The following is a 12,457-nucleotide window of genomic DNA, read 5'->3' on the forward strand; positions in this document are numbered from 1 at the left end:
ACGAAATTGGACATGCCGCTCAGTAAGCTCCGTCGCTTCCAGTCACGGCCTTCAGGGTCTTTGCAATGATCAATAGATCCCCCACCATCGACCAGTTCTCGACGTACGAAAGGTCCAGTCGGACAGTTTCTTCCCACGACAGGTCGGATCGTCCACTGACCTGCCACAGACCTGTGACTCCTGGCTTGACCAGCAGACGACGTCGAACCTCACCGTTGTAGGTCTCGACCTCGCGGCGTAGCGGAGGCCTCGGCCCCACCACACTCATCTCCCGCTTGAGAACGTTCACGAACTGCGGCAGCTCGTCCAGACTGAAGCGCCGCAGGAACTTGCCAACAGGTGTCACTCGAGGGTCGTCACGCATCTTGAACAGAACCCCGCCGGCACCCTCGTTCTGATCGAGGAGGTGGGCAACCTGCTTGTCCGCGTCGACAGTCATGCTGCGGAACTTGATCATCGAGAACGGTTTGCCGTCGATGCCCATCCGCTCCGACTTGTAGAACACCGGGCCCCGGCTCGTGGTCTTCACGGCGATGGCGACGGCCAACAGGATGGGCGAGATCATTACAAGGACCAGGGCCGCGAATGTCAGGTCGAACGCCGTCTTGCTGAAGCGCGTTGCACCGTTGTATTGCGGCTTCTCTACGTGTATGAGAGGGAAACCTGCAACGGGCCGCATGACCAGTCGCGGGCCGGCCACATCGACGACACCCGGTGCCACCACCAAGTCGACGTTCTTTTTCTCCAGGTCCCAGATCATCTTGCGGATGCCCTTGTGGCCGAGGTGCTCGGTGGCCGTCACAGCAACAGTGTCGGCACCGCACTCTTCGATCGCGTCCACTACGTCGTGCTCATCGCCGAGCACCGGAATGTCGGTGCCCTCGATGTGGACCACGCCGTCCCGCGGAGCTTCGTACCCAGGCATGCAGATTCCGACCACCGCATAGCCCGACGCAGACGACTTCTCGAAGGATTGCGCCATTGATACCGCCGCTGTACGACTACCTACGATCAGGACAGACGTCTTGTACTCGCCCTTGTCGCGAAGCCTTGTGACTACTTTTCGCCAGGTCCACCGGCTCAGAAGTAGTGCCAGCAATCCGACCGGAAAGGCGATCGCCAGGTACAGACGAGCGATGTCGATACGGAACAGCAGCGACGCGATAGCGATGACCCCAAACAGGCGGAATGTGGCCGACACGATGCGTCGGTACTCCTCGGCACCGTTGCCGATGACGCGCGTCGAGCGTGTTCGGAAAATAGCGAGGAAGGCGATCCAGAGACCGGCCAGGACGAGGGAGACTCCCGTGTACGTCATTGCCGAGAGCAGACCATTGGTCTCGGCATCGCCGAACCGAACGATCTGGGCCAGAGCAACCGACAGAGCCACAGCCGCCACATCGGTCACCCGCAGGCGCGCGATGTATTGCTGCTCCCACACGTGTCGCGAGGTGAGCTTGCGTGTCGGCAATACACCTGATCGACGTGGAGATCCCCACAGAGAGCGCTGTGCAGCCCCGACAGATGCCAACGTGCTCCCCTCCTCTGCAGTACTGCGCACACCTGAGGTGAACGGCGAATTCGGCTCGAACCAATCCGGAGAGCAACTGGTATCGAATTGAATAGTCCCATGCCGCTATCCGATGCACCACGCGAGCGGCGTAGATCACAAACGAATAACAGCAGGTATCCGGTTTACCACACCATCTCTGACGAGGCGATTTGTGCGACAGGAACCCACCTGGTGTAACCGTGCCGCGGCCCAAAAACGTTACACACGAGCACAATCGACGCTGCAATGTGAGACTTCACAGGTTATGACGCCTTTTATCGTGCGATCGATGGTCTCGCTCCCGCGGATAGTACGCTGAACAAACCTCACACCGCTCAGCCTGGGGCGAAACAAGGATATTACCGACATCGAAGCACATGAAAAGCCGAAACAACGAAACGTGGTATCGAACAAAGACGGCCACACGAATTCATTCCATCGAATGAATCATTCGTTCGGGTCGAACGTGATCAGGGGCGTCCAAGGCCTCGGTAGTTCCAACCGGCCGCCCGCCACTGCTCCGGGCTCAGGCAGTTTCGGCCGTCGATCAGCTTCTTGCTCCGCACGACGCCGTCCAGTTCCTGCGGAGCGAGAGCCTTGAATTCCTTCCACTCCGTCAGCACCAACACCACGTCTGCGCCCTCGCAGGCCTCAAGCGCAGTGCTGCTGTAGGTCAAGGTGGGGAACAGAGCGCGGGAGTTCTCCATGGCCTTGGGGTCGTACACGTTGACCGCTGCTCCCTGCAGCTGGACCTGACCGGCCACGTTCAGAGCGGGCGAATCACGCACGTCGTCGGAGTCGGGCTTGAACGCCGCTCCGAGCACGGCGACCCGAGCACCCAGAAGAGACCCGCAAGCCTCGCGCGCCAGCTCGACCATCCGGGTACGACGTCGCATGTTGATGTTGTCGACCTCGCGCAGGAACGTCAATGCCTGGTCAGCGCCCAGTTCACCCGCCCGGGCCATGAATGCCCGGATATCCTTGGGCAAACAGCCACCACCGAAACCGATGCCGGCATTGAGGAATTTCCGACCGATGCGTTCGTCGTGGCCGATGGCGTCGGCGAGCACGGTGACATCTGCACCCGACGCCTCACACACCTCCGCTATGGCATTGATGAATGAGATCTTGGTGGCTAGGAATGCGTTTGCGGAGGCCTTGACCAGCTCGGCGGTAGCCAGATCGGTCACCAGGAACGGGATCCTCTCGTCGAGCAGTTGCGCGTAGACCTCGCGGGCGAGTCCCTCCGCACGTCCCGGCCGGTTGCGGTCGACCCCGAGCACCAGCCGGTCGGGACGCAACGTGTCTTTGACAGCAAAGCCCTCCCGCAGGAACTCGGGGTTCCAGGCGACCTCGACGCCGTCACCGGCCGGTGAGAGCTCGCGCGCCATCCGCCCCAGCCGCTCTGCCGTACCCACCGGCACGGTCGACTTACCGAAGATCACAGCAGGCTTGGTCAACAACGGTGCAAGTGTTTCGACTACGGAGTCGACGTACTTCATGTCTGCTGCGTACTCGCCCCGCTTCTGAGGCGTGCCGACACCGAGAAAGTGGACCTCGGCGAACTCGGCTGCTTCCTCATACGAGGAGGTGAACCGGAGACGGCCGGCCGCGATGTTGCGCTGAAGTACTTCCCCGAGTCCGGGCTCCCAAAATGGGACCTCGCCGGCCTCGAGCTTGGCTAGTTTGGCCTCGTCTACGTCGACGCCGAGTACGTCATGCCCCAGCTCCGCCATGCAGGCCGCGTGGGTGGCACCGAGATATCCGGTTCCGAACACTGTGATGCGCATACTCCGGCAATCTCCTTGGTTTCGACCGCAACCGCGACGGAGCCGCGGTATCGGTACGACACTGAGTGCCCAAGGCAAACGACCGGGTAAGGCGAGCTGAATTGCACATGAGCATCAATGAGTTACCCCGCGAGCTAACGGTCAAACCGGGGACGAAGATCAGCGACGAACGGGAAACTGCGGGTTCTCCGGCTCTTCGACGGCCTCGGCGCAGCGGTGGACGAAATCGCTCAGCTCGGCGCGGACCTCTGGAGCGAGTAGATCCAACGGTGCGTCGGTGCCGTGAAACTCCGCGAACGCCGAGGTGTAGGCGTCGACGCTGTCGGAGATGACAGCGTGCAGCGAGGTGGACCTGTTCAGATGGACGCGGGCGATCACGTCGATGCGATCTGCCAGGAAATCGTGAAACGTGTTCTGCCCCATGGATACGTCACGTCCGTTCTGCGACACAGTTGTCATTGCGCAATGATACGAACAATACGGACCGACCGCAGGGTGAGCGTCAGCGCTACTAGTACGCGCCGTCGCTCTTGAGGACGGCGACTGCGGTCTTGGCGATGATGAGCAGATCCCCTGTCATGGACCAGTTCTCGACGTACGAGAGATCGAGGCGCACGCTCTCCTCCCACGACAGATCCGATCGACCACTCACCTGCCACAGCCCGGTGATACCGGGTTTGACGAGCAACCGACGACGCACTTCACCGTCGTACGTTTCCACTTCGCTGCGCAGCGGCGGCCGCGGACCCACCACGCTCATCTCACGCTTGAGCACGTTGACGAACTGCGGCAGCTCGTCGAGGCTGAACTTGCGCATCACCTTGCCCACCCGAGTCACCCGTGGGTCGTCGCGCATCTTGAACAGCACCCCGCCGGCCCCTTCGTTGAGGGCAGCCAGTTCTTGCACTCGTTTGTCGGCGTCCTGGACCATGCTGCGGAACTTGATCATCTGGAAAGGCTTGCCGTCGATGCCCATTCGCTCGGACTTGTAGAAGATCGAGCCCTTGCTGGTGAGCTTGATGATCACGGCGAGAGTCATCAGAACCGGCGAAATCAACAACAGGATCGAGGCGGCGAACAGGAAGTCGAAGGCCGTCTTGCTGAATCGCTTCGCGCCGTTGTACTGCGGCTTCTCGACGTGGATGAGCGGGAAGTTCGCGACCGGGCGCATCACCAGACGCGGACCTGCCACATCCACCACTCCCGGCGACACCACGAGGTCCACCTTCTTCTTCTCGAGGTCCCACACCATCTTTCGCAATCCGTGATGGCCGATGTGTTCGGTGGCCGTCACCGCCACGGTGTCTGCGCCGGAGGTCTCGATGGCCTCGACGACGCTGTGTTCATCCCCGAGTACCGGGATCTCTACGCCGTCGATGGTGAACGACGAGTCGTTGCCGGGTTCGTAGTTGGGTAGGCAGATACCCACCACGCTGTAGCCGGCTTCGGGGGAACGCTCGAACGACCTGGCCATGGCCAGGGCCGAACTACGACTGCCGACGATGAGCACCGAGGTTTGATATCCGCCACGAGCACGCTTGCGCGACACTATTTTTCGCCATACCCATCGACTCAACAGCAGTCCGACCAGCCCGACGGGCAGTGCGATCGCGAGATACAGACGGGCGATGTCCAGACGGAACAACAGAGAAAGGATCACGATGGTTCCGAAGAGCCGGAACGTGGCCGACACGATGCGGCGATATTCCTCCGAGCCGTTGCCGATCACTCGCGGACTACGAGTGCGGAAGATGGCGAGAAACGTCAGCCACAGAATTGCAAGGATTCCGGAGATCCCGAAGTAGCCGACGATGGACCACGGTTCACGAAAATCGATGTCGCCGAAGCGGATGATCTGCGCCACCGTCACCGCACCGAGAACGACCACCGTGTCGGTGACACGCAAGCCCTCGGTGTAATGCGTTTCCCATTCACGACGCGACGTCACCCTGCGCAACCGTCGAGCGTCACGCCGCGAGACAACCGAACTCTGCGCTTCCAGATCGCTGATTGACACTGATTTCCCCTCGGTACGTACGCGTTGCCGAACCCTTGCGTGATCGACACAGCTCCGTGCCACCCCGTCGTGCAGATGATCTTGTTGTGGTTATTGCGTCACTTGGTCACGATAGGTTGATCGACAGAAACCTGCAGGTCGTCACACGTTTCTACTGCGTTAACCGAACGCGTCCACTGCTTTACCGATGTCTGCGATCGTGCCCCACCCGACCGACCCTCGACCACCTATTAGCGCCAGATCCGCGGCCGGTGTCAAGGATGTCGGTCGAACGTAGGACGGCCCGGCTTGGCCTGTCAGGTGCGCAGTGAGTCGACGTGTTGCCGATACCATTCGACTGTGGTCGCGATCCCCGCCTCCAAGTCGATCTGCGGCTTCCACCCCGCATCCCGCAGCTTGTTCACGTCCAGAAGCTTCTGCGGTGTCCCATCCGGCTTCGATGTGTCCCACTCGGTCTCACCCTCGAAACCGACAGTGGAAGCAACAATCCCGGCGATCTCCTTGATCGTCGCGTCCTCACCGGTACCCACGTTTACCTGATCAGGCCCGTCATAGTGCTCGAGCAAATGAATACACGCAGCCGCCATATCATCAACATGCAAGAACTCACGCCGCGGAGATCCACTACCCCAATTGGTCACCGTATCGACACCATCGCGGCGGGCCTCGTCGTACCGGCGGATCAACGCCGGCAGTACGTGCGAGCCCTGCGGGGAGAAGTTGTCTCCCGGGCCGTACAGGTTGGTCGGCATAGCCGAGATCCAGGGCAGTCCGTACTGCTTGCGAACCGACTGAATCTGTAGGATCCCCGCGATCTTCGCTATGGCGTAGGCATCGTTTGTCGGCTCGAGATGACCGGTGAGCAGGTACTCCTCTTTGATCGGCTGAGGAGCAAGCTTGGGGTAGATGCAGGAAGAACCGAGAAACAGGACGCGCTCGACGCCCTGCGCCAAGGCCGCATCGAGCACGTTCACCTGAATCCGAAGATTGTCCGACAAGAAATCCACCGGATACGTACTGTTCGCCAGAATGCCACCCACCTTGGCAGCAGCCAGTACCACCGTCGCAGGCTTGGTCTCCTCGAAGAACGCGAACACCGCGTCGCGGTCCTTGAGATCCAGCTCGGATGACGATCGGCCAATCAAACGATCGAAACCCGAGTTCTCGAGTTGACGCCAGATCGCCGACCCCACAAGTCCGCGGTGTCCGGCGACGTACAGGGGTGCTGCTCGATCCAGAGGAGCTGGTACGTAGGCGGGTGCAGGCGACCCGTCCGGCACCACGGCGCTCACGCCCAATCCGGCAGCGACGGCCGGTCGATCCACGGACGACCCTCATGCTCGAGAGCCGCTATATCGGCGTCGACCATGATCTTCGCCAGCTCCGGTGTGTGCACGGTGGCTTTCCAGCCCAGCTTCTCTTCTGCCTTGCTGGCGTCGCCGACGAGAGCATCGACCTCCGTCGGACGCAGGTAGCGCTCGTCGAACTTGACGTGCTTCTCCCAATCCAAACCGGCCCGCTCGAACGCAACTACCAGGAAATCTTTCACCGAGAAGTTTCCACCGGTAGCAAGCACGAAATCGTCCGGCTCGTCGGCCTGTAGCATCCGCCACATGCCCTCGACATACTCTGGCGCGTAACCCCAGTCGCGGATGGCATCCAGGTTGCCCATATAGATGTTCTGCTCCACACCGGCCTTGATGCGCGCAACCGCGCGGGTGATCTTTCGAGTCACGAATGTCTCACCGCGACGAGGGGATTCGTGATTGAAGAGGATGCCGTTGACGGCGAAAATGCCGTACGCCTCGCGGTAGTTCTTGGTGACCCAGTAGGCGTAGACCTTCGCGGCACCGTACGGCGAGCGAGGGTAGAACGGAGTCTCCTCGTTCTGCGGCGGCGGAGTTGCGCCGAACATCTCGGAGCTCGACGCCTGATAGAAGCGGCATTGCAACCCCGCCAGACGGACGGCCTCGAGCAGTCGAATGGAACCGATGCCAGTGGTGTTGCCGGTGTGCTCGGGCTCGTCGAAGCTCACCCGCACGTGCGACTGCGCGCCGAGGTTGTAAACCTCGTCCGGCTGAATCTCGGTCAACAGCGTGACCAGTCGAGCACCGTCACTCAAGTCGCCGTAATGCAGAAACATTCGAGCGCCGGTGTCGTGCGGATCCTGGTAGAGGTGATCGATGCGCGACGTGTTGAAGGTGGACGACCGTCGAATCAGGCCATGCACCTCATACCCCTTGCTCAGCAGCAGTTCTGCCAGATATGAACCATCCTGCCCAGTGATACCGGTGATCAGCGCGCGTTTCATCGAGTTTGCTCCAACCTGAAATGTCGACGAGGGTCAGTTACCCGAGCTTAGAGCTTGGTCGGTCGAAATCGCAGCACACGCTAGCCTGAACACATGTTGGCCTCGTCTGCTTGTCGCGTCGGAACCCTTGCCGTAGTCGGCATCCTGACGCTCGCTGCGTGCTCCCAGGAGACACCGCGCGCGGTGGCAGTCCTCGATACCCCGCTTCCCGACATCGCCCAGTCGGTGCTCGATCAGCGGGGCACCATCGTTCAATCCACCCCGGTCGAAGGCCTGGATCCCACTCTTGCCGACAAGCTCGGCGAGGCCCGCACCGTCGTCTACCGTTCCGTCTCCGCATACGACGGTCAGGTGTCCGAGGTGGCGTCCACGGTCTACCGTCCCCGCGGAGACGCACCGGCAGGCGGCTGGCCCGTCATCTCCTACGGTCACCCCACCACCGGACTCGGCCAGGACTGTGGGCCGTCGCTCAGCCCGGATCTACGGGGCTACGCACCCACCCTCGCCGCCATCGCCGAGGCCGGATTCGTGGTGACGATGACAGACTTCCAGGGACTGGGCTGGCCGGGCGAGCACCCCTACCTCGAGCCACGTACCGCCGGATTCAACATGATCGACGCCGTGCGAGCAGTGCGCAACCAATACCCCGACACCTCCGACAAATGGATGGCCGTCGGCGGATCGCAGGGTGGCCAAGCAGCATGGGCCGCAAACGAATACAGCGCAGACTACGGATCGGGCCTGAACCTCGTCGGTAGTGTGTCCACCTCGCCTGCAGCAGACATCACCGGCTTCGCCGAGGCCGCTCGGGACGAGACATTGACCGGTGCACAAACTGCGTTCATGCCGCTGATCATCGACGGGTTGTCGGTGGTGCACCCCGATCTCGAGCAGAGCGACTACCTGCGGGGCGCAGCAGCAGGCGAGCTGACGGGCCTGACGTCGTGTGCACTGCCCGACACCGAGAAGGCCGCCCTGTCCACCCAACTCGACGCAGCACAGGTGCAGCCGGCATCGGACGAAGCGACCGATCGACTCACCGAGTGGCTCACCGAGGCCTCGCTCCCCCAGCGACGAGCACCGGCACCGATGCTGGTGATCAACGGATCCGACGACGAATTGATCCTGCCCGCATGGGTTTCCAAGGCTGTCGACGCCGGATGCCGCATCGGCGACCGAATCGTCCACCGCGAGATGGCAGGTCAAGGCCACGCCGATGCCGATGCGGGCGACGAGATGTACCAGTGGATGCTCGAGCGGTTCTCGGACAAGGACGCACCCAACGAGTGCCCCTGATCGATGGGACGGTGACGGCTCTTGCCCCTACAGTGGTTCGGGTGACCGACAAGACATCCCTTCTCACCTCCGCAGCGTCCGTCTGGGCATACCCACTCTGGAAAGCAGTGCAGCGAGCGGGCGTGGCCGACGACATCGCGGCAGACGTGGCCAAATGGACCGTATGTCTGGAAGTCGAGGCCATCAGCGCACTCGATCCCTACCGCCGGTTCGCCTACATCGCCGGAGCGCTACCCGAGTTCAGAACCCTTGTGCACTACCGCATCAGGCACATCGGGACGGTCCAACGGCTGCTGCTCAAGAAGCTCTATCCGGGTCTGTCCACGTTGACACTCGAAGCGGGATCCATCGGCCCCGGCCTGTTCATTCAACACGGCCTCGGCTCGATCATCACCGCAGAACACATCGGTAAGAACTGCTGGATCAATCAGCACGTGAGCCTCGGCTACACGGCCAAGGGCCGCCCGGTCATCGGTGACAACGTCCGCGTGGGTGCGGGTGCAGCGGTACTGGGCCCGATCACCATCGGCAACGACGTGACCATCGGCGCGAACGCCACGATTCTGCACGACGTCGCGCCGGGAACCGTCATGGTGTCACCGCCGGCCATGACGCTCGAGCACGCGAAAGCCACCCGTCGAACTCAGTTGGAACCGCCGGCCTGAATCACGGCATCGAGCGCGGGCTTGGGGCTGAAGTCAGACCGCACCAGCCCCGCGTTCAGCTCGTCCACCGCGTTGCCGGTGTCGTAGTCACGGAAGTCGAACAGGAAGATCCCGCCGCAGTAGGACAGGCTCCGTAGGTAGTCGATGCCGTCCACCAACAGCTCGGCCTGCTTGTCCTCGGGGACGCTCTCCGGTCCCGTGCCGGAGGCGGCACCGAACTCGGTGAACCAGATCTTCTTGTTGCGATCGCCGTTGACGATCATCGTCTCGCGAATCCGCGCGATCGCAGTGTTGGAGCTGTACGACTGCACTGACGCCTCGCTGAGCCGATCCGGGGCACTGTAGGGATGCATCGCGATGGCATCGAAAAAAGGGCCCGCGCCGGCTGCGTACAGGCCCTTGATGAAACTTGCCGGGCTCAGGTCCGTGTCGTTGTCGATGGTCGGCGAGGTACCTCCGGTCAGGACCTCGATGTCCGGATCAATGCTTTTGATCTTTTCGTACGACTGCTTCAACATCGGAACGTACGTCTGCAAATCGACACCGGGACCGAATGTCGCGCCGGTATTGGGCTCATTCCATATTTCCCACGTTCGAATTCGGTCTTTGTAGCGGTTTGCTGCCAATTTTGCGAACTCGGAGAATTTTTCGGGATCCGACGGTTTCGGGTGCATGACGTTTCGATTGGCCGGGTCGACGTCCCACCACGGTGCCCACGTCGCCACCCCCAAGATGTCGAGCCCGGCATCGGAAAATGCCGCGACCTGATCGTCGGTGGACTTCCAATCGTAAACACCGGGATAAGGCTCGATTACGGGCCAGTGAATTGTCAGTCTCACCGCACCGAAACCGTACTGCGAAATCAGCGAACTCTGTTTTGCCAGCAGGTCTTCGGACTCCGACGCCGTCACCGCAGTCAGGCCCAGATGCTCCACCGACGGTTGGCACCCACCGCCCTCGGCTGCGGCGGTCGTAGTGGACTCCACCTGCTCGTCAGCGGGGTCCTCGGCCGAAGAACAGGCAGCCAACAGCACCGACGTCACCCCGATCGATGCCAAGAACGTTCGGCACCGTCGGCGTCTTGCGGCCTGCATCCACTCACGTCCTACTCGTCGATCCGGTGATACCTGACACAAGTTAGGTGTGCCCAGTAACACTTTTGCCCGATCCTGCGAAGAATGAGCAGCGCTCGGGGAAATGCATTCAGTCAATACTTACCAGCTCGATTTTTGCTCAGTCTGTTCGTTGCACAGCCAGACATGGAGACCGCACATGAATGTCGCCCTCGGCAAGCTCACGTCAGGTTACAACCCGGTTAAGTCGCGCTCGAATTCGCCGGATCTTCCCAAGCTGATCTCGTCCTCAGAAGAAGCCTACGCGCCGGCGAAGCGGACCGAATGGCAGCGCAGCTATCGGCGCAAGGTTCTGTTGACCGATGCCTGCGTCATCGGTGCGGCGCTCGTCGGCGCTCAGCTGATCCGGTTCGGTACCCCTGCGACCGACTCGCCCGAGACCCTCAGTGCGCTGGTCTTCTTCACGGCCTTCTCCGTCGGCCTCGGCATCGTCTGGCTGCTCGCACTCGGTCTCGTTCAGTCGCGTGACCCACAGCTGATCGGCAACGGTGCCGACGAATACCGACGAGTCGTCACGGCCACCGGCTGGCTGTTCGGCGGCATCGCCGTGGTGGACCTTCTCGTCCAGTCGGGCATCGCCCGCGGTTACCTGGCCATCGCGCTGCCGATCGGCCTCATCGGGCTGTTGGCCGGTCGGCGGTTCTGGCGGCGGCGACTCGCTCGGAAACGGTCGGCCGGTTACCACCTGAGCGAGGTCATCGTGATCGGCAACGTCACCTCGATCAAGAGAATTTCCGGCAACTTCGACAACGCGGCCGACGCCGGCTACCGAGTGATCGGTGCCTGCATCCCGGGATACATCGGTGCCGCCGGGGCAACCGTAGACGCGAACGGCCGCACCATCGAGATCCTCGGTGACGAAACAGCCATCGACACAGCGCTCCGGAAGACCTCCGCGACCACGGTAGCCGTCGCGGCCGTCGAGCACCTCGGTTACGAGCGGATGCGCGATCTGGCGTGGAAGCTGGACAAGCACAGGATCGATCTGGTCGTCGCTCCCGGCGTAGCAGACATCGCCGGGCCCCGGCTCAAGATCAGGCCAATCGACAATCTGCCACTGCTGCACGTCGACCGACCCAAGTACGACGGTGCCACCCGGAAGAGCAAAACGGTCTTCGATTTCGCGCTCGCCACCATCGCCTTGGCCGTTCTGTTTCCGGTGTTGGCCGTCGCCGCTGTCGCCATCAAGCTCGGCGACCGAGGACCGATCTTCTACCGCCAGGAGCGAGTGGGCCTGGCAGGCGAGAAGTTCCGCATCTGGAAACTGCGGACCATGGTGGTCGATGCAGACTCGGCCATCGGCCACGCGCGGGAGGATGCGAACCAACAGACCTCGGTGTTTTACAAGTCGGCAACCGACAGTCGGATCACCAAAACTGGTCGGCTGCTTCGGAAATTGAGCATCGACGAACTTCCCCAGCTGTTCAACGTCCTGTCCGGCCAGATGAGCATCGTGGGCCCCAGGCCGCTGGTACCCGGTGAAGGCGCGGACGTGGAGCACTTCGTCGAGCGACGGAGCCTCGTCAAGCCAGGTGTCACCGGGCTGTGGCAGGTCTCGGGACGCTCGGATGTGGCCGAGTCGGAGCGGATTCGACTGGACCACTACTACGTCGACAACTGGTCCATCATTCAGGACCTCGTGATCATCTGGCGTACCGCCGCGGCAGTGCTCAAATCGGACGGCGCGTACTGA

Annotated in this window: 10 protein-coding genes; 3 read left to right on the plus strand and 7 right to left on the minus strand. The window is 61.8% G+C overall.

Going from position 1 to position 12,457, the window contains the following annotated elements; genetic code table 11:
* Positions 1-19: 19 nt before the first annotated feature.
* The 6 genes from AB0362_RS06930 to gmd form a co-directional block, all read right to left on the minus strand.
* On the minus strand, positions 20-1,471 hold the full coding sequence (locus AB0362_RS06930) for a sugar transferase (RefSeq protein ID WP_366235278.1): 1,452 nt from the start codon (positions 1,469-1,471) through the stop codon (positions 20-22).
* 551 nt (positions 1,472-2,022) lie between these two features.
* Complete coding sequence (locus AB0362_RS06935) at positions 2,023-3,342, minus strand: UDP-glucose/GDP-mannose dehydrogenase family protein (protein WP_366235279.1); 1,320 nt, start codon at positions 3,340-3,342, stop codon at positions 2,023-2,025.
* 159 nt (positions 3,343-3,501) lie between these two features.
* Positions 3,502-3,801, minus strand: a complete 300-nt coding sequence (locus tag AB0362_RS06940) for a hypothetical protein (protein WP_366235280.1) — start codon at positions 3,799-3,801, stop codon at positions 3,502-3,504.
* 52 nt (positions 3,802-3,853) lie between these two features.
* Entirely contained in the window at positions 3,854-5,290 is a 1,437-nt protein-coding gene (locus AB0362_RS06945; RefSeq protein WP_366235432.1) for a sugar transferase, read from the minus strand.
* Between the two features lie 365 nt (positions 5,291-5,655).
* On the minus strand, positions 5,656-6,639 hold the full coding sequence (locus tag AB0362_RS06950; protein ID WP_366235433.1) for a GDP-L-fucose synthase: 984 nt from the start codon (positions 6,637-6,639) through the stop codon (positions 5,656-5,658).
* An 8-nt stretch (positions 6,640-6,647) separates the two neighbouring features.
* The gene (gene gmd, locus AB0362_RS06955) at positions 6,648-7,670 is read right to left on the minus strand and encodes a GDP-mannose 4,6-dehydratase (protein ID WP_094687012.1); all 1,023 of its coding nucleotides are present in this window, start codon (positions 7,668-7,670) and stop codon (positions 6,648-6,650) included.
* A 93-nt stretch (positions 7,671-7,763) separates the two neighbouring features.
* On the opposite strand from gmd, the gene AB0362_RS06960 reads away from it, so the two are divergent.
* Both AB0362_RS06960 and AB0362_RS06965 read left to right on the plus strand, forming a co-directional pair.
* The gene (locus tag AB0362_RS06960) at positions 7,764-8,966 is read left to right on the plus strand and encodes a lipase family protein (protein WP_366235281.1); all 1,203 of its coding nucleotides are present in this window, start codon (positions 7,764-7,766) and stop codon (positions 8,964-8,966) included.
* A gap of 41 nt (positions 8,967-9,007) precedes the next feature.
* Complete coding sequence (locus AB0362_RS06965) at positions 9,008-9,631, plus strand: DapH/DapD/GlmU-related protein (protein ID WP_256980756.1); 624 nt, start codon at positions 9,008-9,010, stop codon at positions 9,629-9,631.
* On the opposite strand, the gene AB0362_RS06970 is transcribed toward AB0362_RS06965, so the two are convergent.
* The gene (locus tag AB0362_RS06970) at positions 9,610-10,689 is read right to left on the minus strand and encodes a cellulase family glycosylhydrolase (RefSeq protein ID WP_366235282.1); all 1,080 of its coding nucleotides are present in this window, start codon (positions 10,687-10,689) and stop codon (positions 9,610-9,612) included. The two genes, AB0362_RS06965 and AB0362_RS06970, sit on opposite strands and share 22 nt — an antisense overlap.
* 214 nt (positions 10,690-10,903) lie before the next feature.
* Here AB0362_RS06970 and AB0362_RS06975 point away from each other — a divergent pair, with 214 nt between their 5' ends.
* Positions 10,904-12,457 (plus strand): sugar transferase, encoded by a 1,554-nt coding sequence (locus AB0362_RS06975; protein WP_366235283.1) that lies wholly within the window; start codon positions 10,904-10,906, stop codon positions 12,455-12,457.

This window comes from Rhodococcus sp. NPDC079359 (assembly GCF_040702585.1).
Taxonomy (GTDB): Bacteria; Actinomycetota; Actinomycetes; order Mycobacteriales; family Mycobacteriaceae; genus Rhodococcoides.

Excerpts from the sequence above, each read along its gene's own strand:
- AB0362_RS06935 (WP_366235279.1), bottom strand. The coding sequence starts at position 3,342 with ATGCGCATCACAGTGTTCGGAACCGGATATCTCGGTGCCACCCACGCG.
- AB0362_RS06940 (WP_366235280.1), bottom strand. The coding sequence starts at position 3,801 with ATGACAACTGTGTCGCAGAACGGACGTGACGTATCCATGGGGCAGAAC.
- gmd (WP_094687012.1), bottom strand. The coding sequence starts at position 7,670 with ATGAAACGCGCGCTGATCACCGGTATCACTGGGCAGGATGGTTCATAT.
- AB0362_RS06960 (WP_366235281.1), top strand. The coding sequence starts at position 7,764 with ATGTTGGCCTCGTCTGCTTGTCGCGTCGGAACCCTTGCCGTAGTCGGC.
- AB0362_RS06975 (WP_366235283.1), top strand. The coding sequence starts at position 10,904 with ATGAATGTCGCCCTCGGCAAGCTCACGTCAGGTTACAACCCGGTTAAG.